This is a genomic window from Mesorhizobium australicum, from assembly GCF_900177325.1.
GTDB lineage: Bacteria > Pseudomonadota > Alphaproteobacteria > Rhizobiales > Rhizobiaceae > Mesorhizobium_A > Mesorhizobium_A australicum_A.
Map to the genome: position 1 here is coordinate 4,191,947 of NZ_FXBL01000004.1, position 25,117 is coordinate 4,217,063.

The 25,117-nt window shown below is 66.1% G+C and carries 15 protein-coding genes; 2 read left to right on the plus strand and 13 right to left on the minus strand.

Annotated features, from left to right (window positions below):
* Positions 1–33: 33 nt before the first annotated feature.
* The gene (locus B9Z03_RS23180; protein ID WP_085466383.1) at positions 34–8,517 is read right to left on the minus strand and encodes a glycoside hydrolase family 94 protein; all 8,484 of its coding nucleotides are present in this window, start codon (positions 8,515–8,517) and stop codon (positions 34–36) included.
* A gap of 482 nt (positions 8,518–8,999) precedes the next feature.
* Between B9Z03_RS23180 and B9Z03_RS23185 the strand changes: the two genes are divergently transcribed.
* On the plus strand, positions 9,000–10,772 hold the full coding sequence (locus tag B9Z03_RS23185) for a glucan ABC transporter ATP-binding protein/ permease (RefSeq protein WP_085466384.1): 1,773 nt from the start codon (positions 9,000–9,002) through the stop codon (positions 10,770–10,772).
* Positions 10,773–10,891: 119 nt separating this feature from the next.
* On the plus strand, positions 10,892–11,950 hold the full coding sequence (gene speB / locus B9Z03_RS23190; protein ID WP_085466385.1) for an agmatinase: 1,059 nt from the start codon (positions 10,892–10,894) through the stop codon (positions 11,948–11,950).
* 90 nt (positions 11,951–12,040) lie between these two features.
* Here the strand turns inward: speB and B9Z03_RS23195 are convergent, their stop codons facing one another.
* From B9Z03_RS23195 to B9Z03_RS23250, 12 genes are all read right to left on the minus strand, one after another.
* Entirely contained in the window at positions 12,041–13,108 is a 1,068-nt protein-coding gene (locus B9Z03_RS23195; protein ID WP_085466386.1) for an ABC transporter ATP-binding protein, read from the minus strand.
* A gap of 12 nt (positions 13,109–13,120) precedes the next feature.
* Positions 13,121–13,906, minus strand: coding sequence for an ABC transporter permease (locus tag B9Z03_RS23200; protein WP_085466387.1), 786 nt, complete (start codon positions 13,904–13,906; stop codon positions 13,121–13,123).
* Positions 13,903–14,790 (minus strand): ABC transporter permease, encoded by an 888-nt coding sequence (locus tag B9Z03_RS23205; RefSeq protein ID WP_085466388.1) that lies wholly within the window; start codon positions 14,788–14,790, stop codon positions 13,903–13,905. Before B9Z03_RS23205 ends, B9Z03_RS23200 begins: the two co-directional genes overlap by 4 nt.
* A 69-nt stretch (positions 14,791–14,859) precedes the next feature.
* A complete protein-coding gene (locus tag B9Z03_RS23210) occupies positions 14,860–15,966 on the minus strand; it encodes an ABC transporter substrate-binding protein (protein ID WP_085466389.1) in 1,107 nt (368 codons plus the stop codon).
* 201 nt (positions 15,967–16,167) lie between these two features.
* Positions 16,168–17,340, minus strand: coding sequence for an iron-containing alcohol dehydrogenase (locus B9Z03_RS23215; protein WP_085466390.1), 1,173 nt, complete (start codon positions 17,338–17,340; stop codon positions 16,168–16,170).
* A gap of 20 nt (positions 17,341–17,360) precedes the next feature.
* Entirely contained in the window at positions 17,361–18,464 is a 1,104-nt protein-coding gene (locus B9Z03_RS23220) for a hypothetical protein (protein WP_085466391.1), read from the minus strand.
* The gene (locus B9Z03_RS23225) at positions 18,464–19,849 is read right to left on the minus strand and encodes an aldehyde dehydrogenase family protein (protein ID WP_085466392.1); all 1,386 of its coding nucleotides are present in this window, start codon (positions 19,847–19,849) and stop codon (positions 18,464–18,466) included. Before B9Z03_RS23225 ends, B9Z03_RS23220 begins: the two co-directional genes overlap by 1 nt.
* Before the next feature lie 23 nt (positions 19,850–19,872).
* Positions 19,873–21,243 carry a glutamine synthetase family protein gene (locus B9Z03_RS23230; RefSeq protein WP_085466393.1) on the minus strand — a complete coding sequence of 457 codons (1,371 nt, stop codon included), beginning with the start codon at positions 21,241–21,243 and terminating at the stop codon, positions 19,873–19,875.
* 83 nt (positions 21,244–21,326) lie between these two features.
* A complete protein-coding gene (locus tag B9Z03_RS23235) occupies positions 21,327–22,388 on the minus strand; it encodes a TRAP transporter substrate-binding protein (RefSeq protein ID WP_176247602.1) in 1,062 nt (353 codons plus the stop codon).
* Between the two features lie 30 nt (positions 22,389–22,418).
* Positions 22,419–23,744 carry a TRAP transporter large permease gene (locus tag B9Z03_RS23240; RefSeq protein WP_085466394.1) on the minus strand — a complete coding sequence of 442 codons (1,326 nt, stop codon included), beginning with the start codon at positions 23,742–23,744 and terminating at the stop codon, positions 22,419–22,421.
* Positions 23,741–24,250, minus strand: a complete 510-nt coding sequence (locus B9Z03_RS23245; RefSeq protein WP_085466395.1) for a TRAP transporter small permease subunit — start codon at positions 24,248–24,250, stop codon at positions 23,741–23,743. The genes B9Z03_RS23240 and B9Z03_RS23245 overlap by 4 nt, the downstream gene beginning before the upstream one ends.
* Positions 24,243–25,046 (minus strand): N-formylglutamate amidohydrolase, encoded by an 804-nt coding sequence (locus tag B9Z03_RS23250; protein WP_432417046.1) that lies wholly within the window; start codon positions 25,044–25,046, stop codon positions 24,243–24,245. The genes B9Z03_RS23245 and B9Z03_RS23250 overlap by 8 nt, the downstream gene beginning before the upstream one ends.
* Between the last annotated feature and the right edge of the window lie 71 nt (positions 25,047–25,117).

Here is a 25,117-nt window from a genome sequence, read left to right on the forward strand (position 1 = left end):
GGCGTCGGGGGACGGCGAGGAACCGGCCGCGCCTCAGCGCGGCCGGACAACCTTCACGACCACCTCCGCATCCTCCGTCAGCGGAATGTGATCGCTCGCCCGGCCGTTCACCGAGATCCCCGCTTCCTCTTCGGCCACGACGCGGATGCGGATCGTCCTGCCGTCGAGCTTGAGGGTTGCGGCAAATCCGTTCCAGCCGGACGGCAGCGACGGTTTCACGACGAGCCTGTCGCCTTCCCGCTTCAGCCCCAGGATGCCCTCCACCGCCGTGCGGTAGAGCCATCCGGCCGAGCCGGTATACCAGGTCCACCCTCCGCGACCGGCCAGCGGACCTTCTGAATAGATGTCCGCCGCCACGACATAGGGTTCGACCCGGTAGCGCTCGGCCGCGTCGGCATCGAGCGCGTGGTTGACCGGATTGAGCATGCGGAAGCCGTTATGCGCCTCGTCGCCGAGGCCGAGCTCCGCCAGCGCCAGCACGAACCAGGCCGCCGCATGTGTATATTGCCCGCCGTTCTCGCGCACGCCCGGCGGGTAGGCCTTGATGTAGCCGGGCTCCTTGTCCGTCCTGTCGAAGGGCGGCTTGAACAGGCGGATGATCCCGATCTCGGGCTCGACCAGCCGCTCCCGCGCCGACGCCATCGCAAGGCGCGCGCGTTCCGCGTCGCCCTGGCCGGAGAGCACGCTCCACGACTGGGCGATGGAATCGATCTGGCATTCGTCGGCCAGATGCGAACCGAGCGGCGTCCCGTCGTCGAACGAGCCGCGGCGGTACCACTCGCCGTCCCAACCGGAGCCTTCGAGTGCCTGCTTCAGCCGCGCCGCATGGGCGAGCCACCTCTCGGAGCGCGCAGAGTCGCCTCGCTTCTGCGCGAACGGCGCGAAGTCGTTCAGCGTCTTGAGCAGGAACCAGCCGAGCCAGACACTGTCGCCCTTGCCGCCCTCGCCCACCCGGTTCATGCCGTCGTTCCAGTCGCCGCCGAGGATCAGCGGCAGGCCGGTCTCGGCCGTCCGCGTGATGGCGAGATCGAGCGCGCGGGCGGCATGCTCGTAGACGCTCGCCTTCTCCTTCGACACTTCCGGCGTGAAGAAGGAATCGTGCTCGCCCGGCTTCAGCGGGTCGCCGAGGATGAAAGGCAGTTCCTGGTCGAGGATCGAGGCGTCACCCGTCACCTTGATGAAATGCGCCGCCGCGTAGCCGAGCCACACCACGTCGTCCGAGATCATGGTGCGCACACCGGCCCCGGTGCGCGGCAGCCACCAGTGCTGCACGTCGCCGTCCGGGAACTGGCGCGAGGCCGCGTTCAGGATCTGCGAACGCGCCAGCTCCGGATCGTGCAGCAGCAGCGCCATCGTATCCTGCAGCTGATCGCGGAATCCGAAGGCACCGCTCGCCTGGTAGAAGCCGGCCCGCGCGCGGATGCGGCAGGCGAGCGCCTGGTAGGGCAGCCAGTGGTTGACCATCGCGTCGAGCGCCGGATCGGGCGTCTCGACCTGGACCGTATCAAGGAAGCCGCGCCAGCTTGCCTCGTTCTCGGCCAGGCGCTGGTCGAAGCTAAGTGCGCGGTGGCGCTTCACCAGGCTTACGGCCTCCTCTTCAGACGTCGCGTCGCCCATCAGCCACAGCATGTCGAACGACATGCCGGGTGCGAGCTCGATGTCACGCGCCAGCGCCGCGCAGCCGTCGAAGCCCGGTTCCACCTTGCCGGACAGCGCGCTGCCAGAGGCGACGGCGGCCGGCTGTATCACCGATCCGGCCTGGCCGAGGAATTCGAGCCGGTCGGAGGTGCGGTGCGACGGCGCGATGTCCGACGCTAGGAACGCGAAGCGGTCGCCATAGTCGAGGCTGTAGGCGTTGCGCGCGAGAAGCGCGCCCGTCTCGGCGTCGTGCGAGGGCACGATCATCGGCGCGGTGCGGCTTCGGCTGGTGCCCAGCACCCATTCGGCATAGCCGTAGACCCGCAGCCGCTTCGTCGCGTCTCCCCGGTTGGTGACGCGCAGCCGGGTCACCTTCACCGGTTCGGACGGGTCGACCAGCATCTCGGCACGGACCGACAGCTCGTCGGTCCTGGCTGAAAAGACGCTGACGCCCTGCCCGTGCCGCGCCTCGTAGCGCGCGCCGGCGTCTGGTGCCAGGCAGGCGAAGGGCGACAGCACCGACCCACCGTCCAAGTCGCGGATATAGAGGCCCTCGCCCGGCCGGTTCGTCACCGGATCGTTGGTCCACGGCGTGAGCTGGAAGTCGCGGCTGTTGCGGCTCCAGGTGAAGGTCGAGCCCTCGGCCGAGACGTGGAAGCCAAAGCCCGGATTGGCGATGACGTTGATCCAGGGCTGCGGCGTGGCCCGGCCGGCAGCCAGCCGCACCACATAGGTGCGCCCACCATCGGCGAAGCCGCCGTAGCCGTTCCAGAATTCGAGCCCGTCGCTCGTCACCGCCGGCGCCCGATCCGCGCGTGCAGGAGGCGAAGCCGGCAGAGCAGGCGGCTGCGGCGCCGCCAGCTGTTCCGCCTCGGCGCGGTCGATCTGGTCCTCGATCTTGCCGTTGCGGGTGTGCAGCACGATGAGTGCGGAGGCGATGAGCGTGCGGTAGGACCGCTCGTCCATCAGGTCGCGGCGCACGGCGAAGATATGCTGGCGCGGGCCGAGCTCGGTGCCGCGATGACGCGCGTTCTCGCACAGCCAGTCGATGGCGTTCTGAAGGTCCTGGACATAGGAGGAGGACTGTTCATTGACGACGACGAGATCCACGAGCAACCCGCGCGCGCGCAGATATTCCTGAACTCGTAGAGCCTTGGCGACGATCTCGATGTCGGCGACGTCGGCGATGCGCAGCGCGAAGATCGGGAAGTCGCCCGAAATGCTCATCGGCCAGAGCGCCGCCTGCGACCCCATGCCGGTGGCGATGGTCTCAGGCGCCGCGCGAAGCGCGGGATGCGGGTAGAGCAGGTAACGGGCCAGCTTCTGCACGTTGGCCGCGTCGGCGAGGCTGAAGCCGACATGGCGCGTCTGCACCTGCGAGCGCGTCCAGGCGTGCATCGACTGGCGGGCGAAGCTCTCCGGATGGTCGATCCGGCCGATCGCTTCCTCAAGCTGCGCCCTGTCGGCCGCGGCAATGGTCCAGAACGTGACGCTCACCTTCTTGTGGGCGGGAATGCGGATCCTGCGCCGCAGCGAGAAGATCGGATCGAGCACAAAGCCCTGCCCGCCGCCGAGCCGCGCGCCGTCGTCGAACGCGGCGGGATTGCGAATGTCGCGGCCGCGCCCGATGAAGGCGCGCCGGTCCGTCTCGGCCTCGGTCTCGCCGGTGTGGCTGGCGCCGATGGTGAGGAAATGCGCCGCCGCGATGCCCTTGTCGGAGGGCGCGCGCTTGCGCCGCTCCGCGAAGATCACGCCGCGCGCGGAATCGATCTCCGTCTTCACGAACATCTTGGAGAAGGCCGGGTGCGCGCTGTCGCTCGCCTCCGGCGCCAGCGCCAGTTCCGCGAAGGACGTCACCTCGATGACCCGCTCGCTGCCCGAGTGGTTGAAGATGGTGACCTGCCTGCCCTCGCCGTCGGCCTCCGAGGCGACGATGCACTCGACCTCGCTGCGCAGGTTGCCGACGGTCTTGAGGAAGGTCGACTTGTCGTCCGAGAAGATCACCTCGCTCGTCTCTTCGACCGCGGCCTTCGGCTCGCCGGTCGCGGACCACCACTCCCCGCTCTCCACGTCGCGCAGGAAGATGAAGGAGCCCGCGCGGTCCTCCACCGGATCCGGTTGCCAGCGCGTGATCGACAGGTCGCCGAGCCGCGCATAGCCCGCACCGGTCGACGACAGCATCAGCGAATAGGTGCCGTTCGACAGGACGTTGGTCGCCTTCGGCGCCCGGATCGGGTCCGCGATCTTGCGGATATCGGGCGTCTCGTCGACCTGGTCGAGCTTGCTGCGCTCCGGCGCCTCGCTGCGGACCGTCGTGATCGGGATGTCGCGCGGCGCCTTTTCCTGCAGCAGCAGTTCCGCCGCCTCGATCACCGGATCGGCGTGGAAGCGCTCGCGCATCCGGCCCTCGTGGATCACGTTGGAGATGGCGACGATGCACATGCCCTGGTGGTGGGCGTAATAGTTGCGCACCACCGCGCATTCATGCCCCTCAGGCACGCGGGTGGGCGTGAAGTCGACGGCGTCGTAGAAGCCGTAGCGGCCGACCGCGCCAATGGAGGCCAGCCGGTCGAGATTGTCGACGGCCACATGCGGCATGAACTGGCTCGCCAGCACCGTCGCATAAGGCGCGATGACGACGTTCTGCCCGAGGCCGCGCTTCAGCCCGAGACCCGGCACGCCGAAATTGGTGTACTGGTAGGTCATCTCGCGGTCGCGGGCGTTGTAGGCCGCTTCCGAAACGCCCCACGGGATGCCCTTGGAACGGCCGTAGGCGATTTGGCGCTTGATGACCTGGCGGCTCGTCTGCTCGAGGATGCTGCCCGGCGGCTCGTTCATCACCAGCGGCGGCATCAGATATTCGAACATCGATCCCGACCAGGAGATCAGCGCTCCCCGGAAGCCGATCTCCACGATCGGCCGGCCAAGCCGGAACCAATGCTCGGTCGGCACGTCGCCCTTGGCAATGGCGAACAGGCTGGCGAGCCGCGCTTCCGAGGCGAGCAGGTCGTAGCAGCTCTCGTCGAGCTGGCGGTCGTCGACCCGGTAGCCGATGGACAACAGCTTGCGGTCCTGCCGCAACAGGAAGGAGAATTCCATCTTGAAGGCAATGGTGCGGGCGCGGCGCGAGATCTCCGACAGCCTGGCGCGCAGCGCCGCGAGCTTCGCCTCCTCGAAATGCGCGTCGGCGATATGCGCCTCGCACACGGCCTGGAGCTTGGCTGCCCAGGTGACCAGCAGGTCCGAGCCGGCGGTGCCGGTCTCCTCGTGCAGGGCACGGGCGAGCTTCAGGATCTCGGCGGCGTTCACCGCGAGGTTGAGTGTGCGGATCGCCGCGGTCTCCGGCTCGTTCCTGATCGATTCGACCGCGCGCCGCATGCCGGTGACGCGTTCCGCCAGGCGCTGACGCACCGGGCGGATCTGACGCCTGTCGTCGGGAAGCGCAGACAGTGTCAGGTCGAACATGCCGGTCGTGTCGAGCACCCCTTCCAGATCGCCCTGCAGGTAAGCGGCCGGCGCCTCCGCCCATTCCTCGAAGGCCCGCGCTACCGCGATCAGGTGCCCGGCGAAATTGCCGCTGTCGACGCTCGAAATGTAGCGCGGATAGAGTGGGTTGAGGGTGCGCGTGTCGTACCAGTTGTAGAGGTGGCCGCGATCCTTATCGAGCTTGTCCACCGTATCGAGAGTGGCGGCGACGCGGTCGGCCGCATCGTTGAGCGAGATCCAGCCGAAATCGCGCGCGGCGATCGTCGACAGGAGATACATGCCGATATTCGTCGGCGAGGTGCGTGGCGCCTCGACCGGGTGCGGCGTCTCCTGGAAATTGTCCGGCGGCAGGAAATTGTGTTCCGCAGTGACGAAAGTCTCGAAATAGAGCCATGTCCGCCGTGCGACGCGGCGGAGCTTCTCGCGGTCGGACTGCGTGACCTCGATCTGGTCCTCGATCTCGGCCGAGCGGCTGACGAGCCATGCGATGGCCGGCGCGGCGATCCAGATCACCGCGTAGGCAAGCGCCAGGTAGAAGCCGGTCGTGCCGCCGAACGCCGCGATCACCACCGATGCGACACCAATCACGACCGATCCGAACATCAGCCGGTAATAGGGCGCGATGCCCTGCGATTGCGATTTCTGCACCTGCGAGGCGGTGCGCCATTCGAGCAGGTTGCGGCGGGACACGAACATGCGGTGAAGCGTGCGCAGGATCGCGTCGCCCATCATCCAGGCTGAGTGCGCAATCAGCACGATCTTCAGCGCCACCTGCGCCGAGGCGAAGACGAAGTCGCGCACGAAGGCGGCGAAATGGCCCCTCAGCGTGTTCTCCGCGCTCTTCGGCGTCAGGCCGTGAATGATGTCGAAGGTCGGCCCAATGAACAGGGCTATGACGAGCAGCGCCATCCACTGCGAGGCGATCGTGAACGGCATCAGAGCCCAGGCGGCCACCGCGGCCATGATCCAGAAGATCGGCGTGAGCGTGCGACGCAGGTTGTCGATCATCTTCCAGCGCGAGACGCCGCTGATGCCCGCGCGCAGGTCGAAGATGAACGGCAGCAACTGCCAGTCGCCCCGCGCCCAGCGATGGTGACGCGACGCATCGACCGGATAATGCGCTGGATAATCCTCGACGACCTCGACGTCGGTTGCCAGCGCGGCGCGCGCGAAAGCGCCTTCGAGGAGATCGTGGCTGAGCACGGCGTTCTCGGCAATGCGGTCCTTCAGCGCCGCGATCATGGCGTCGACGTGGTAGAGGCCCTTGCCCGTGAACGTGCCCTCGCCGAATACGTCCTGATAGAGGTCGGACACGGCGAAGACATAGGGGTCGAGGCCGCGATTGGCCGAGAAGACCCGCTGGAAGAACGAGGACTCCTCGCCCGAGGTGAGCGACGGCGTGACGCGGGGTTGGAGGATGCCATAGCCGCGCACGACCTTGCGGCCGGCCACGTCAACGACAGGCCTGTTCAGCGGATGCGCCATCTTGCCGGCCATCTTGGTGGCGGCATCGCGCGTCATCCGTGTGTCGGCGTCGAGCGTCAGAACATGGACGACGTCGGGCGGCAGCGGATGGTCGAGCGGCAGGAAGGTCGTATCCGGATCGCCGCGCAGGAGGAGGTTGAGCTCGTCCAGCTTGCCTCGCTTGCGCTCCCAGCCCATCCAAACGCCTTCCGCCTCGTTGTAGAGACGGCGGCGATGCAGCAGGTGGAAGCGCTTCGCCACGCCCTCGGGATAGCGCTCGTTGAGCTGGGCGATCTGGGCGCGCGCATGGGCGAGCAGTTCGAGATCCTGGTCCGACTGCTCGAAGCGACTGTCCGGCCAGTCGGTCAGAAGCGCGAAGTAGAGCTCGCCCCGCATGTTGGCGAGGTGGTGCACCTCGATGCGGTTGATCAGTTCCTCCACGTCGCCGCGCGAACCGATCAGGGCCGGGACGACGACCAGCGTGCGCGCCTCGGCCGGCACGCCGTCTCGGTATTCGTAGCCGACGAGCCGGGTCGGTTTCATGAAGACCAGCATCAGCGTGTTGAAGAGCGCCACCGCGCCTTCCATCGCCGGGAAGGCGAACAGGACCAGGAGCAGCGCCGTCCATTCGCCGGACAGCCCGGCCGCCCGCGTCACGGTCCAGGCGGTCAGGATGAACAGCGCGGTCAGCACCGCGACCGGCGCGGCGATGGAAAGCCAGCCGCCGCGACGCAGCGTCCGCATCAGCCGTTCCATCGGCTTGGGCCGATAGCCTATGGCGCGTTCGAGCTCGCCGCGGCGCGGTCCCGCGAGAAAGAAGCCGATGTCGGATTCGTCCGATCCATCGGCCGCAGCCGCCATCTGCAGCGCCTTCTCCGTCACGTCGTGCTCGGTAAGGCGTGAGCGTCGGGCCATGTCCTCGATGGAGGTGCGGTACTGGTCGCGCGAGGCGAAGTCGAGGTCCGAGAAGTTCGACCCATCGCGCAGCATGGCGTCGATCAGGCTGACGCCCTCGAACCAGCTGGTCCAGTCAACGTCGTTGACGGTCCTGAAGCCGCGGATGATGTTGCCGGTGGTGACGTTGCCGCTGGCGAGCGTCCGGTGCTCGGTGCGCGTGATCTCCTCGGCGTCGGAGCCGTGTTTCTCGAGCTCCCGCTCCAGCCATTGCAGGGCGGTGCCGGCGCTGCGCGAGCCGTCGCGCAGGCGATAGAGCAGTTGCGTGGCAAAGGAGGCGTCGCTGGCGTGCGCGGTGTAGCCGCTCAGCAGCGCTTCCTGGGCCGCCGGGTCGGCCTGCTGCGCCAGCTGGTCGGCGGTCTGGTTCGCGGTCCGCCGCATCAGCCGCGCGCGATCCACCCGCACCGCCAGCCGGCGAAGGTTTTCCGCCAGGACGAAGCGGACGAAGGAGGGCAGCGCCCAGATCTCGCCGATCCGCAGCGGCTCCACCGACTGGTAGCCTTTCACCAAAGCGCGCAGCGTGTCGGGCGAGATCGTGCTGTCGGTATGGCCGACATAGGCCCAGGCGATGAGGAGCGTGCGCGGCACCGACGCGCCGTTGGGCAGCTTCACGGTCGGCAGTTCGCGGTAGAAACGCTTCGGCAGGTCGCGGCGCACCTGCACGATGCTTTCCTCGACGAGGTAATTGTTGTCGAGCAGCCACTGCGCCGCCGGCGTGATGGTCTCGCCTCGCGCCTGGGCGGCGTTGGTGTCGTTGTAAACCGCGAGGATGCGGGCGGCGTCCTCCTTGATCCGCGCATGGAAGTCGCCCTCCCCCAGACCCGGGAAGTTCGGGATGCGTCCAGACGCGAGGTCGGCACCCAACCGGCCGAGCCGCTCTTCCTGAAAGAAGTCGTACCGGATCGGCTGTTCGGCTTTCGGCGGCAGGGGATGCACATCCGGGTCGGTCCGGAGTGACTTCACAGAGGCGTTCATCAAGCGAAAATCCAGGTGGCGAACGTCACATCGGCAGGTCAGACAAGCGCCGGCCGGGCGCGCCTAAAATCGTTTAGAAAGCGATCCGTTCCGTTGCAATACGCCGCTCCTCACAAATGAGCATTCTTTGTTTCAATCGTATCACGACGATGGAACCAATGCCGCAGTCGCGCGTTCGTGGGTCCGGGACAGCAGGTCTGCCGTCTCGGAGGCGGTGGCTGTCCTGCTGGTCTGCGGCATGTTGTCCGGCAAAACCGGGGACGCAAGAAAAAGGGGATCGAGATCGACGCGGAGCGATCGCAATCCGCTCGATATTCCAACGGTTCGAACCATTTCCATTCACAGACCCGTGATCACGCAGCATTACAATCGCGGCACGAGATTTGTAGTCGATTTCGGAACGTCTGCCATGTTTGGCCCATTGTCTGCCGACATGCCTCTCTACATGGTGCGATGCACAAAGCCTCGGGTGGAGTAAACGAGTGACACTGCTGGAAGTTTATTGGCGGGCGTTGAACTATCTTGCCCCCAAAGGCAGGAGCGTGCTGCTTGTCTGCTGCTCCAACATCGTTCTTGCGATGGTCGTGATCGCCGAGCCGATCCTCTTCGGACGGATCATCGATGCGATCGCCGACAAGCAGGACGTGGTGCCGACCCTGATGCTATGGGCGGGCCTCGGCCTTTTTAACATCGTCGCTTATGTGCTCGTCGCCCGCCAGGCCGATCGTCTGGCACACCGCATGCGCGTCGAAGTGCTCACCCGCTCCTTTTCGAACGTCATGACGATGCCGCTGTCGTGGCACTACGAGCGCGGCACGTCGAACGTGCTGCACACGCTGATCCGCGCCGTCGATACCCTGTTCGGGCTGTGGCTTGAATTCATGCGCCAGCACCTGACGACGGCGGTCTCGCTGATCCTCCTCATCCCGACGGCGATCGCGGTCGACTACCGCCTGTCGCTGGTACTGATCGTGCTCGGCGTGATGTATTTCGCCATCGGCCGCTTCGTGATGCGCCGCACCGAGCAGAACCAGAAGGCCGTCGAGGCGCACCACCACAAGGTGTTCGCCCATGTCAGCGATTCCGTCAGCAACGTCGCGCTGCTGCAGAGCTACAACCGCGTCTCGCAGGAGACGCAGTCGCTGCGCGTCTTTGTCGACCGTCTGATCAAGGCGCAGTATCCGGTACTCGACTGGTGGGCGCTGGCCTCGGCCATGCACCGCGTCGCGTCGACCATCTCGATGATGGTGGTGATGATCATCGGAGCCTTCCTCGTCTCCAGGGGCGAGCTCCGCGTCGGCGACATCGTCGCCTTTACCGGCTTCGCCTCGCTGCTGATCAGCCGTCTCGACCAGATCTCGGCCTTCGTGAATCAGATCTTCGAAAGCCGCGTGCGGCTTGAGGACTTCTATCGCCTCGAAGACGCGACCGAGATGCGCAAGGAGCCCGACGGCATCGACGCGCTCGGCCACGTCGCCGGTCATGTCCGCTTCGACAATGTCAGCTTCGCCTTCCCGAACGCGGCCCGCGGCGTGTCCAACGTCTCCTTCGCCGTGGAGCCGGGCAAGACGGTGGCCATCGTCGGCCCGACGGGCGCGGGCAAGACGACCCTGATCAACCTCCTGCAGCGCGTCTACGATCCGCAGGAAGGCTCGATCTTCATCGACGGCGTCGACACCCGCCGCGTCACCCGCGCCTCGCTGCGCAGCTCGATCGCGACGGTTTTCCAGGATTCGGGCCTGCTTAACCGAACGATCGAGGAGAACATCCGCGTCGGCCGCGCCAACGCGTCGAACGACGACGTGCACGAGGCGGCGTGCGCCGCCTCCGCGCACGAGTTCATCCTCGGCAAGACCGACGGCTACGACACGCTGGTCGGCGAACGCGGCGGGCAGCTCTCGGGCGGCGAGCGCCAGCGCATCGCGATCGCGCGCGCCATCCTCAAGGACGCGCCGATCCTCGTCCTCGACGAGGCGACCAGCGCGCTCGACGTTGAGACCGAGGAACGGGTCCGCGCCGCCGTCGACGACCTGCGCCGCAACCGCACCACCTTCATCATCGCGCACCGCCTCTCGACCGTGCGCGACGCCGATCTCGTGCTCTTCATGGACGAGGGCCGGATCGTCGAGCAGGGCTCGTTCGACGACCTCGCCGCGCGCGACGGGCGCTTTGCCGCGCTGCTCAAGGCCGGCAGCCTGATCGCCGACCGCAAGCCGGCAGGCGTCGTGGTGCCCTTCGAGTTCCAGGCCGCCTGAGTTCCAGAAGGCATCTCGGCGGGACGCTTCCCGCCGATTGCATTCGGCTCCACGATCGATCACCTTCCGATGGAACGGCGTCGCCGACGAGGCGGCACCCATACGGGGACGATTCGTCAATGGATTGGAACAAGCAACGGCTCGACGAACTGCGCGCCAGATATGGCGCGGACAAGGGCGGCGAGATCCGCGATCCTGCCTTCCGCAAGGTGGCGGAGAAGATCTTCGACAGCCGCGGCACGCGGCTGGCGCCCTATGCCGGCGTGCCGACCTTCCTCGCAGCCCCCTACCTTTCCCTCGACCCCCAGGCGCCCGACTTCGGCGACCTGCAGGTGGCGATGCTTGGCGTGCCGATGGATCTCGGCGTAACCAACCGCAACGGCTCCCGCTTCGGCCCCCGCGCACTGCGCACGATCGAGCGGATCGGCCCCTACAACCACGTGCTGAAATGCGCCCCGACGCATGAGCTGCGGGTCGCCGACATCGGCGACGTGCCGTTCCGCAGCCGCTACCTGCTGGAGCAGAGCCATGAGGACATCGAGCACCACGTGGCGAGGATCGTCGGCGCCGGCGTGATCCCGCTATCGGTCGGCGGCGACCATTCGATCAGCCATCCGATCCTCAAGGCCGTCGGCAGGGACCGCCCGGTCGGCATGATCCATATTGACGCGCATTGCGACACGGGCGGGCCGTTCGACGGCACCAAATTCCATCATGGCGGCCCGTTCCGTAACGCAGTGCTCGACGGCGTGCTCGACCCGACCCGCACGATCCAGATCGGCATACGCGGGCCGGCGGAATATCTGTGGGAGTTCAGCTACGAATCCGGAATGAGCGTGATCCATGCGGAGGAGATCGCGGCGATGGGAGTGCCGGCGGTAATCCGCAGGGCGCTGGAGGTCGTCGGCGACGGCCCGACCTACCTCTCCTTCGACATCGACAGCCTGGACCCGGCCTTCGCGCCGGGCACTGGGACGCCGGAGGTCGGCGGGCTTACGACGCGCGAGGTGCTGGAACTGCTGCGCGGGCTGAAGGGCGTGAATCTCGTCGGCGGCGACGTGGTCGAGGTCGCGCCGCAATACGACGCAACCAGCAACACGGCGCAGGCCGGCGCGCAGGTGCTGTTCGAGATCCTGAGCCTGATGGTGTTCAGTCCATCGGTCGGAGGCGCGGCGTAACTTTCGCGGCCTCTCCCTTCTCCCCGTTCACCGGGAGAAGTGCCCGAAAGAGGCGGTTGACGGGCGCTCTGCCTGTTCCGGCGAACCCGCCTACGCGTCCAGCACCAGCAGGTCCGCCGGCGAGAAATGGACCGTGGTCTGGTCGCCGGGCGCAGGCGGTGGAGATGCGGGGTTGTTGAAGGTGTCGAAGGACAGCTTGTTGCTTGCGGCGTCCGCATTGATGCGGATGACCGAGCCGAGGAAGTTGACCGCGGTGATGGTGCAGGGGATGGCGACGGCGCGGGCGCCCTCCTTCGCCATCGAGATCGCCTCCGGCCGCAGCGCCAGCGCCACCTTGTCGCCGGGCTTCGCGCCGCCGAGACCGCGGCCGAGCGCCACCGGCACGCCGCCGACCTCGACCGCGCCGGAGGCCGCATCCTTGACCACCGCCTCGATGACGTTGAGCGTGCCGACGAAGCCCGCGACGAAGCGCGTGGCGGGCCGGTTGTAGACCTCGAAGGGCGCGCCGACCTGGTCGGCGCGGCCGGCATTCATGACGACGATGCGGTCCGACATCGACATCGCCTCTTCCTGGTCGTGCGTGACGAAGATGGTGGTGATGCCGAGATCGCGCTGGATGGCGCGGATTTCGTCGCGCAGCGACACGCGCACCTTGGCGTCGAGCGCCGACAGCGGCTCGTCGAGGAGAAGCAGGCGCGGCTTGGGCGCGATCGCACGCGCCAGCGCCACGCGCTGCTGCTGGCCGCCGGAGAGCTGATAAGGATAGCGCGCGCCGAACTCGCCGAGCTTGATCAACCCGAGCATCTCGCCGACACGCGCGTCGATCTCTGCCCTCGGCCGGCCGGCGACCCTGAGCCCGAAGCCGATGTTCTGCGCCACCGTCATGTTGGGGAACAGCGCATAGGCCTGGAACACCATGCCGATGTTGCGCTGGTTGGGCTTCAGCCCCGTCACATCCTTGCCGCCGACGACGATGCGGCCGTCGGTCGGCTGCTCGAAGCCGGCCACGATGCGCAGCATGGTCGTCTTGCCGCAGCCGGAGGGCCCGAGGAAGGAGATGAACTCGCCCTTGTCGACGTCGAGGTTGAAGTCCTGGACGACCGTCGTCGCCCCGAAGGACTTCCGCACATGCTGGATCGAGAGGAACGGTTCCGACATGGGTTCTTCCGGTTAGTGGGGCTGGGCCGGCGCTTTGGGAGCGAAGCGCGACACGACCTGGATCAGGGCCATGCAGCCCCACGTGATGGCGAAGGCGATGACGGCGAGCGCGGCGGGCTCGTAGGCGCGGTTGGCGCCGAGGAGCTGCATGAACGGGCCGAAAGCGGGGCGGTTGAGAAGCGCTGCCATCGTGAACTCGCCGATGACGATCGCGAAGGTGAGGAACGCGCCGGACAGAACGGCCACCAGAACGTTGGGCAGGATGATGCGGGCGAGGATCGTCACCCACCCGGCGCCCAGTGACTGCGCCGCCTCGGTCAGCGTCGCGACGTCGATGGTGCGCAGGCCGGTATCGACGGCGCGATACATGTAGGGCAGCGCCAGTGTCGCATAGCCGAACATCAGGAGGATGTTGGTGCCGAGCGTGGAGCCGGTGAGCGGCAGGAAGCTCGACGTGTTGTAGAGCCGGATGTAGCCGAAGACGATGACGATGGCCGGGATGACCAGCGGCAGAAGCGTGATGAACTCGATATAGGGCCTGAGGCCGGGCAGCCTGAGCCGCACCCAGTAGGCCGTGGGCACGATGAGCAGCACGCCGAAGATGATGGTGGCCACCGCCATGCCCACCGAATAGAGGAACGTCTCCTGGAAGCGCGGGTCGGCCAGCACGCGGGCATAGGCGTCGAAGGAGTAGACGCCGCGGCGCATCTTGAGCGAGAACTCGGTCATGCCGACCAGCGGCAGGATGAAGTAGACGATGCCGGCAATCAGCGCGGCCCAGGCCCAGAACTTTCTCATTTGAGCCAGCGCTCCGAGCGCGCCCTGAGCCAGATGTAGATCGTGTTGGCGATGCCGGTGACGACGATCATGCCGAAGGCGAGCGCATAGCCGAGATGCGGGTCGCCGAGCACGTCGCCGCGGATCTGGGCGAAGAGCAGGATCGGCACGATCGACAGCGACGAGCCGGTGAGCGCGATGGCCGTGGCGACGGCGCCGAAGGCGTTGGCGAAGAGCAGCGCCAGCGTGCCGAGCAGCGACGGGAACAGGATCGGCAGCGCGATCATCGTCCAGTACTGCCGGCCGGTGGCGCCGAGGATGCTCGCCGCCTCGCGCCATTCGCGCTTCAGCCCGTCCAGCGCCGGCGTGATGATCAGGATCATCAGCGGAATCTGGAAGAACAGATAGGTGATCGTCAGGCCCCAGAAGGACAGGATATTGAAGCCCATCGCCCTGAGGTCGATGCCGAGATTGGTGCGCAGGAAGACCGTGACGAGGCCGATCGGACCCAGCGTCGCGATGAAGGCGAAGGCGAGCGGCACGCCGGCAAAGTTGGAGGCGACGCCGGAAAAGGTCAGCAGCGGCGAACGCACCCATTGCGGCAGGCCGCCGAGCACGACGGCCGCGGCCATGGCGAAGCCGACGAGGCAGCCGAGGATGGCCGAGGCGAGGCTGATGCGGATGGAAATCCAGTAGGCCGCCATGATCGACGGCGTGAACAGGCCCTGGACGTTCTTGAGCGTGAACTCGCCGGCAGGCGTCTGGAAGGCCCCGATCACGATGTTCATCGTCGGCAGGATCAGGAAAAGAAGCGCGAAGAGCAGGAACGGCGCAACGCCCAGCCAGTCGAGCGGCAGCCTGAAACGGGTACTGGCGGGCTGCGCGGCGGGTGCGCTGGGCGGCATCTGGGTTTCGCTTCGCGGGAGGAGCGCCTGCCCCGCCGGATGGCGGGACAGGCAGGTTCGGGTAACGTCTTACTGCACGTTGGCGCCGACGACCTTGTCCCAGCCACCGGTGACGGCGGCCTTGTTCTCGTTCACTTCGTCGAGCGTCGGGAAGTAGGCGGCCTCGTAGGCGGCGGCCGGCGGCAGCTTGTCAAGCACGTCCTGCGGGATCACGCCGCGCTTGGCCATGTCGTTGAAGCGGATCGGGTGGCAGTAGCCCTTGAGCCAACCGAGCTGGCCTTCATCGGAATAGAGATACTCCATCCACAGCTTCGCCGCGTTCGGATGCGGCGCGTAGGCGCTGATCGCCTGGACGTAGACGCCCGCGAGCACGCCCGACTTCGGCACCACGACCTCGACCGGCGGGTTGCCGGCGAGCGTGTCCTTGGCGGCGAGCGCATTGTAGTCCCACATCACGACGATGGGCGTGGCGCCCTGCGCCAGCGTGCCGGCCTTGCCGATGACGGGCACGAAGTTGCCGGCCTTGTTGAGCTCGGCGAAGAACTCGAGGCCCTTTTCGCCCGCTTCCTTGCCCGACTTGCCGCCCGTCGCGATGCCGGCGGCGAGAGCCGCGAGGATCGCCTGGTTCGACGCGCGCGGATCACCGGCGAGCGCCACCTGGCCCTTGTATTCGGGCTTCAGCAGGTCGGCCCAGTCGGCCGGCGCGTTCGGCACGAGGTCCTTGTTCACGAGGAACGACATCACGCCGTAGTAGTCGCCGTACCAGTGACCCTCGGGGTCCTTGGCGCCTTCCGGGATCGAATCCCAGGTCGAGACCTTGTAGGGCTGCACCAGGCCTTCGGCCTTGGACGACGGGCCGAAGGCCAGGCCGACGTCGATCACGTCGGGCGCCTGCGGGCCCTTGTTGTCCTTGTTCGCCTTGATCGCCTCGATCTCGTCCGCAGAACCCGCGTCCGGATTGAGCTCGTTGACGGAGATCTCCGGATACTTCTTCTTGAAGCCCTCGATAACCGCGCCGTAGCCGCACCAGTCGTGCGGCAGCGCGATCGTGGTGAGCATGCCTTCCGCCTTGGCAGCCGCTTCGAGCGCCGCCAGGTCCTGAGCCGACGAAATCGCCGACGAGGCCATCAGCGTGACCGCCGTGACCGAGAGAACCTTCCCCATAGCCTTGAACATATTCTTCTCCTTGAGACTGACGCCCACAGGCACCGGCAACGCGGGTAGCCGTTTCCCATGACAACTGGATGAACGTTATGCGAAGTCTGCGCCCTATCGAAATTAAAGCGTTTTCCGACTTTCCCCGCAATCAGGCCGCAGAATTAATTTCTTCGGCTAACAACCGGATATTGGCGGACGACCCTTGCCGCCCGCTTCTCCTCACAGCTTGCCGCTAATGGCGTGGTCGAGAACTTCGAGCGCCGCCTTCTTGGTAAACTTGACCGGATTGGAGCCCGTCGACGGGTCGGCGACCGCCATCTCGGCGATCATCGCCTTGCGCTTCTTGTCCATGTCCAGGCCCTTGATCAGCTCGGGCAGTGTGTGCGGCACCTTGAGCTGCTTGCGCAGCTTGAGCACCGCCTTGGCGAAGCCCTCATAGCCGCCCTTGATGCCGAGATAGGCGGCGGCGCGCGTCAGCCGCTCCTCGATGGCGGGACGGTTGAATTCCAGCACATAGGGCATGAACACGCCGTTGGTCATGCCGTGATGGGTGTCGTAGAGCGCGCCGATCGGATGCGACAGCGAATGGATCGCGCCCAACCCCTTCTGGAAGGCGGTCGCGCCCATGGCGGCCGCGCTCATCATGTGGGCGCGAGCGGTCAGGTCGCCCGGATTGGCGACGGCCTTGGGCAGGTTCTCGAACACCAGCCGCATGCCTTCCAGCGCTATGCCGTCGGCCATCGGGTGGTAGCCTGGCGCACAATAGGCCTCGAGGCAGTGCGCCAGCGCGTCCATGCCGGTGCCGACGGTGATGAAGGCCGGCATGCCGACCGTCAGCTCCGGATCGGCAATGACGATCTGCGGCAAAAGCTTCGGGTGGAAGATGATCTTCTTGGTGTGGGTCTCCTCGTTGGTCAGCACCGCGGCGCGACCGACCTCGGAGCCGGTGCCGGCCGTGGTCGGCACGGCGACGATCGGCGCGATCTTCGAGGCGTCGGCGCGGGTCCACCAGTCGCCGATGTCCTCGAAGTCCCAGACGGGGCGGGTCTGGCCGGCCTGGAAGGCGATCAGCTTGCCGAGGTCGAGCGCCGAACCGCCGCCGAAGACGATCGCGCCGTCATGCTTGCCCTTCTTCCAGACCGCGATGCCGGCGGTGAGGTTCGCCTCGACCGGGTTCGGCTTGACGTCGGAGAAGACGCCGTAGGGCACGCCGGCATCGTCGAGGATCTTCAGCGTCCTGGCCACGACCGGCAGCTTGACCAGACCCGGGTCGGTAACGAAGAGCGGCTTCTTGATGCCGACAGCCGCGAGTGCATCGGGCAGTTCCGAAATGCGGCCGGCGCCGAAGCGGACGGTGGTCGGGTAGTTCCATTTGGAGACGAGCTTGGTCATGGTTGCCTCTATGGGGAAAGTCAGGTTGTCGCGAATGATCGATGGGCCGCCGGAGCGGCCAGCTTTGCACCGGGCTGCCGGCCGGACAGGATCTTGTCCGCCACGCGATCGACGAAGCCGCGCATGCCGGGAACCGACAGCGCGTCCGCGTAGCCGATGGTCCAGTAGCGCGCCGCCGATGACGTCCGGGGGGGAAACAGCTGCTCGTCGGGCAGGTTGACGAACAGCCCACGGTAGCGATCGAGCTCGCGCGCCGCGGGCGGGTCCCAGTCGGCGGCGAAGGACCGCTCCACGGCACTGCCGCGCCCCAGCGCAGTGACGGCCTCGCGCAATTCCTGCGGCATCTCGCGGACGGCGTAGTGGGCCATATAGATGGTCTCGGTGCTCCTGCCGGCGCCGGCATTGTCGAACAGCTCGTCCGGCGCGACGCCGAAGCGCGCCGACAGCGCGCCGTTGACGAGGCGTGTGATCTCGGCGAGCTCCGGGTCCGCGTTGCGGTGGACCCATTGCTGGCTTGCGCCGGCCGCGAGCGTCGCGGGATCGTCGATGCCCATTTCGGCGAGAAGGGTGGGCACGACGCTGCCGTCTCGGACGACGGCCCAGTCGCACGACACCGCCTTCACCTTGCCGCCGGCGACCGAGGTCGCCCGGTCGAGAACGAGGTCGAACCGGTGGTCGACATGCCGCCCGGCGACGACCTTGTCCAGAAAGGCGGGGAAGGACTGCGCGTCGCGCCTGCGGCAATATTGAGCCCAGCGCGACGGCAGGTAGCCCGCCCAGTGGCGGAAGGCGAAGATGAAGGTGAGGTCGCAATCGCCGAAGCAGCCCGCCACGGTGCGCAGCGCCTCCGGCGGAAAGGTCGTCAGCGCCTCCCCCGAGAGCACCAGCTTGCCGGAACCCTTCGCGATCGCGGTCTCCACCACCTTGCGCAGTTCGGCCGGATTCCAGTCCGGCCGGATCGCGTAGAGCAGCGGTCCGTGCTGCCCCTTCGGCCCCGGAGCATAGAACACGCCGGCGGCGAGAAGCTCGTCGCGCCGCGCATCCATGAAGGTCTGGAACGAGGTCGTGCCCGTCTTGTGCATCCCGCCGTGGATGAAGACCTCGAGCCTGCGCCCAGCGGACATCACACCTGTCTCAGATGATAGCTCTTCGGCCGGGTGAGGTTGTCGTAGCCGATGGCGGAGAGGGCTGCGCCCTTGCCGGTGTCCTTGACGCCGGTCCAGACGAGAGCCGGGTCGAGATAGTCGCAGCGGTTCATGAACAGCGTGCCGGTCTCCACCCTGTCGCCGATCTTCTCGGCCCGCTCCAGGTCCCTGGTCCAGATCGAGGCGGTGAGGCCGTAGGGGCTGTCGTTCATCAACGCGATCGCGTCCTCGTCGCCGCGCACCTTCATGATGCCGACGACCGGGCCGAAGCTCTCCTCGCGCATGACGCTCATCTGGTGGTCGACATTGGTCAGCACCTCGACCGGGAGATAGGGCGAGCCAGCGACGTCGCGCTCGTCCTTCGTGTTGAGGTGTGCCGTCGCACCCTTGCGCAGGGCTTCGGCCTTCTGCTCGCGGATGAAGTCGGCGAAACGGGCCTGAGCCATCGGACCGATGACGGTGTCGGCCTTCGTCGGGTCGCCGAGCGTCCAGTTTTTGCTCTCTGCGATGAAGCCGTCGACGAAATCGTCATAGACCTTCTCGTGCACGTAGATGCGCTCGATGCCGCAGCAGCACTGGCCGGAATTGTAGAACGCGCCTTCGGCGAGATTGGCGATGGCGTGGTCGAGCTTGGCGTCGGGCAGCACATAGGCCGGGTCCTTGCCGCCGAGCTCCAGGCCAAGCGTCATGAACGTGCCCGCGGCCGCCTTCTCGATCGCACGCCCGCCGGCGACCGAACCGGTGAAGTTGACGTGGTCGATCTTGCCCGAGGCGAGCAGCTTCTCGGTCTGCGAATGGTTCATCACCAGGTTCTGGAACAGGCCCTTCGGCAGGCCCGCCACATCGAAGGCCTTCTGGAAGCGCTCGCCGACCAGAAGCGTCTGCGCCGCGTGCTTGAGGATGACGGCCGAGCCCGCGATCAGCGCCGGCACGATCGTGTTGACGGCGGTGAGGTATGGATAATTCCAAGGCGCGATGACCATAACCACGCCGAGCGGCTCGCGCTTGACGTAGCGCTTGAAGCCTTCCTTCGGGTTGGACGCCATGACCGGCTTCAGCGCCTGTTCGGCGATCTCGACCATGTACTGGACGCGTTCCTTCACGCCGCCGAACTCGCCGCCATACTTGACCGGACGGCCCATCTGCCAGGCGAGCTCCGGCACGATCTCATCGGTCATGCCCACCAGCGCCTCGAGCATGGCGAGCATATACTTGCAGCGCTCGGCGACCGGCACGTCGACCCACTTCGCCTGCGCGGCCTTGGCGCGCTCGACGGCGGCGTTCACGGCCTGGTCCGTTGCGACCGGACGCTCGGCATAGATCGAGCCGTCGACGGGTGATTTGATCTTGACCGTTTCGGTCATGGCATTTCCTCGTTCTTGATGTCTCAGTAGCGTTCGAAGCCGCGGTGCAGCTCCCAGTCGGTGATGCGCCGGTCGTATTCGAACTGTTCCCAGCGCGCGGTGTGGACGTAGTGTTCTATCACGTCCTCGCCGAGCGCCGATTTCAGCATCTTCGACTTCGCCAGCGTTTCGGTCGCCTCACGCAACGTCTTCGGGATCTCGGGCAGCTTCGCGGCCTGGTAGGCGTCACCCACAAAGGGCTTCTGCAGCTCAAGCTTCTCGTCGATGCCAGCGAGACCGGCGGCGATCAGCGCGGCGAAGGCGAGATAGGGGTTCAGGTCCGCGCCCCCGATGCGGCACTCCATGCGGATACCCTTGGTCCCCTCCCCGCAGAGCCGGAAGCCCGCGGTGCGGTTGTCCTCGGACCACATGATCTTGGTCGGTGCGAAGGTGCCCGACTGGAAGCGCTTGTAGGAGTTGATGTAGGGCGCCAGGAACCAGGTGAACTCCTTGGCATATTTGATCTGTCCGGCCGACCACTGCTGGCCAAGCTTGGACAAGGTCCACGGCTCCTTCTTGTCGAAGAACAGCGGCGTCTTGCCGTCGGCGCTCCACAGCGAATTGTGGATGTGCGACGAGTTGCCGGCGAGCGCGTAGTTGTACTTGGCCATGAACGTCACGGCCTTGCCCTCTTGGTCGGCGATCTCCTTGGCGCCGTTCTTCAGGAAGACGTGCCGGTCGGCCATTTCGAGGGCCTCGGCGTAGCGGACGTTGATCTCCTCCTGGCCGGGTCCCCACTCGCCCTTGGAGTTTTCGACCGGGATGCCGGCGGCGTGCATCTCGTTGCGCAGCCGGCGCATGAAGCCTTCTTCCTTGGTGGTGATGCCGATCTGGTAGTCGCCGATATGGGGCGAGGCGGTCGATAGGTCCTGCCAGTGCTTCGCGCGCGCCGTGTCGTAGGTCTCGCTGAGCAGGTAGAATTCGAGTTCCGAGGCGAAGTAGCCGATGTAGCCGCGCTCCGCGAGGCGGGCGACCTGCTTGCGCAGGATGGCGCGCGGCGAATGCGGCAGGTCCTCATGATGGTGGTGATCCTGGATGTCGCAGATGACCAACGCGGTCTTTTCGAGCCACGGCACCCGGCGCAGCGTGTTCATGTCCGGCTTGAGCACGAAGTCACCATAGCCCTGGCTCCAGCTCGCCGCCTTGTAGCCTGGCACCGGCTCCATATCGATATCGAGCGCCAGCAGGTAGTTGCAGCCATGCGTCTCGTCATAAGCGGACTCTGCAAAGAAGGACGCGAGGAACCGCTTGCCGAACAGCCGGCCCTGCATGTCGACGCCGCAGGCGAGCACGGTGTCGATCTCGCCCGATGCGATCGCTTTCTTCAGGTCTGCGAAGGAAAGATTTCCGGCCATTCGTCCCTCTCGATGCGGTTCATCCGCCCAATCCGCAAAACGGCCGGGCCCATGCCCGGCCGCCTCGTGTTTCTATCCCTTTGTCAGCCCTGCGTGTAGACGCCGCCGGCCTTCTTGAGGATCTGGTTGTACTCCTTGAAGATCGAGACCACCTTGGCCTTGACTTCGCCTTCGGCGGCGATCTCGTCCCAGAACTTGAGCGCCGCGTTTTCCACCTCGGCCCATTCGGCGGCCGGGATGGTGGTGAGCTTCAGCTTGTCGCCGGTGGCGCGCAGCTTGGCCTCGCCGCCCCAGTACCACTGATTGCGGTAGGTGTGGCCGGCGTCGACGCAGGCCTGCCAGAGCTGCTTGAGGTGGTCCGGAATGTCGGCCCAGCTCTTCTCGTTGACGAACCACGAGCCGATCCAGGCGCCTGAGATGTTGTTGGTGGTGAAGTGGTCGGTCACGTCGGCCCAGCCCACCGTGTAGTCCTCGGTGATTCCCGACCAGCTCATGCCGTCGAGCTCTCCGGTCTGGACCGCCACCTGAACATCCTCATAGGGCAGCACGACCGGCACCACGCCGAACTGTGCGAGGAACTTGCCGGCCGTCGGGAAGGTATAGAGACGCAGGCCCTGCAGATCCGAAAGCGAGTTCAGCGCCTTCTTGGTATTGAAATGGCACGGGTCCTGGCCTGCGGCCGACAGCCAGACGACACCGCCGGCCTTGGCATAGGCGTCGCGCCAGATGTCGGCGAGGCCGTACTGGTTGAACAGCACCGGCACGTCGAGGATGTGCTTGGTGGCGAACGGGAAGTAGCCGCCGAAGACGGAGATGTCGACGGGCGCGGCCATCGAGTCGTCGTCCGAATGCACGGCATTGATCGTGCCGGCCTGCATGGCGCGGAACAGTTCGCCGGTCGGCACGATCTGGTCGGCATAATAGAGCTCGATCTCCATCTCGCCCTTCGCCGCCTTGTTGAACATGTCGACCGCCGGCTTGGTGACGTGCGGGCCGAGGGCCGCGCCGGCATAGGTCTGCAGCCGCCACTTGATCGGCGTCTGGGCGATCACGGCCGGAGCGGCGAGCGTTGTAGCGCCGGCCGCGCCCGCGGTGACAAGGCCGGCCTGCTTCAGGAAATTGCGTCTGCTGTGTATGGTCTTCATCATGTTCCCCTTTGCTTGAAACTCATCGGACTATTTCGAGTAGACGTAGTTCGGCAGCCACGTGGCGATCGCCGGGAAGAGCCCGATGATCAGCAGCGTGAGCAGCATGATCCCCACGAACGGGAATACGGATCGGTATATGTCCGGCAGGGTCACCTCCGGCGGCGCCATCGCCCGCATCAGGAAGAGGTTGTAGCCGAAAGGCGGCGTCAGATACGCGATCTGGCAGGTGATGGTGTAGAGCACGCCGTACCAGACAAGATCGAAACCGAGCGCGCCGGCGAGCGGGATGAACAGCGGCGCCACGATCACCAGCATCGCCGTGTCGTCGAGAAAGATGCCGAGGCCGAGGAAGGTGAGCTGCATCAGCACCAGCACCTGCCACGGTTCCAGCCCCATGTCGCCGAGGAACAGCCGTTCGATCGACTTCACCGCCCCCAGCCCGTCGAACACAGCGCCAAAGCAGAGCGCGGCCGTGATGATCCAGAAGAACATGCACGAAATGCCGAGCGTCTTCCTGATCGTCTCGTGCATCACCTTGCCGGTCAGGCGGCCGCGCGCCGCCGCCGCAAGAATGGCGGAAACGGCACCGACCGCTGAACTCTCGACCAGGCTGGTGACGCCGGTGACAAACAGGCCCATCATCGACACGAAGATCGCAAGCGGGATAAGGCCGGCGCGCAGCAGTTTCAGCTTCTCGGCCAGGCTGTAGCCGTCGCGCTCTTCCCTGGCGAGGGGAGGACCGAGGCTCGGCTGAAGCCAGCAGCGGACCGCGATGTAGACCACGAAAAGCGCGGCCATCAGCAGGCCCGGAAACACGCCGGCGAGCCACAGATTGCCGACGGGCTGCCTGGCGATCATGCCGTAGAGCACGAGCACGACGCTCGGCGGCACCAGGATGCCGAGCGAGGAGCCGGCCTGGATGACGCCCGTCACCATGATCTTGTCGTAGCCGCGACGCAGAAGTTCCGGCAACGCGATGGTGGCGCCCACCGCCATGCCCGCCACGGACAGGCCGTTGATGGCGGAGATCACCACCATCATGGCGATCGTGCCGATGGCGAGCCCGCCACGCACCGGCCCGAACCAGACGTGGAACATCTTGTAGAGGTCGTCCGCAATGCGCGATTCCGCCAGCATGTAGCCCATGAACACGAACAGCGGCAGCGTGAGCAGCGGATACCACTTCATCACTTTGATGAAGGCGGTGAACGGAATCTCGATCCCGCCCTCGCCCCACAGCAGCAGGGCGGCGAAGGCGCCGACGAAGCCGATGACCGCGAACACCCGCTGCCCCGTCAGGAGCAGCAGCATCATCGAAGAGAACATCAGCGTGGCGATGAGGCCATAGCTCATGGGAGAGGTTCTCCCCTGAGTTCCGCCCAATCGCGGAAGAACAAGGCGACCGCCTGGAGCAAGGTGAGAAAGATGCCGATATTGAGCACGACCTTGACCGGCCACATCAGCGGCGCCCACGCCGAGAAGCTCTTCTCGCCGTAACCGATCGCATAGATCAGCGAGGAGACCCCGCCGATCTGCAGAATGACCAGGAAGCCGATCAGCACGACGCTGGTGAAGAGGTCGGAGCGCGCTTTCCCCCGCATGGTGAAGCCGCTGTAGAGCAGATCCATGCGCACATGCTCGCCTTCCTTGAGGGTGTAGGCCCCGCCCAGCGCGAAATACGCCACCATCACGAACTGGGCCATCTCGACGGTCCAGATCGAAGGATGGAAAAACACCTTCATGATGGAGGCGTAGGACAGGATGCCGATCATCACAAAGATCAGGTACATGGCGAAGAGGCCTATGTACCTGCTCCAGGAATCGATCACCCTGACGTAAAGCTTGATGGCCTCAGGCACTGTGACGGTATCCTTTCGGTTCTCTGGCCGTCTCCATCCTGAGCTTCACGTCCGATTCTTCGATGCCGGACAGGATTGTCGCCAGGCGCTGCGCCCACACGTCCTGGGACGCAGCGTCGACGATCTCATCATTGCGTATTTCGACCATCGCGCAAGGCAGTTCGCGCGGGCGGGCATGTCTTTCGAGCGTGTAGTAGACACGGTCGGCCGGGCTGTAAGGCTGGTTTGCGCCCACCGTGATGCCGGCGATGCCGCGCAGGCCTGCCAGCAGCGGCGCGGCAAGACACTCGTCTTCGTCATGGATGATGCCGATGTGCCAGGGCCGCGACACGCCCTTGTAGAGCGGCGTGAAGGAGTGGATCGTGACGATCCAGGTCTCATGCCCCTGCGCGAGGCGGTCCTCGATCACACCGGCCAGCGCGTCGTGGAACGGCCGATGCGACAGGGCAATCCGCGCTTCCCGTTCCGCCGCGCCAAGACCGGCATTGCCGGGGATACGCGTCGTCTCGCTCGTTTCCGCGATGAGGTCCGGCGCATCGACGGGGCGGTTGCAGTCGATCGCGAGACGGGACACGCACGATTCGACCAGCGTCGCGTCCAGTATCTCCGCCAGCCTTGCCGCGACCGGCAGGGCGCCCGGATCCCAGGCGATGTGGCGTTCGAGGTCGGCGGCGGGAAGTCCGAGCGTTCCGAGCGAGGCCGGCAGCCAGTTCGAGGCGTGTTCGCAGACGATGAGGTACCGGCTCTTGCCGGCCGGATTCGTGACCCGCACCGGATCACGCCCTTCATTCGCTATCTGTTCGACTGCTATCGCCACAAGACCCCACGCCGACGTACTGTTTGATACGTTTTCTGATTGATTTTGCC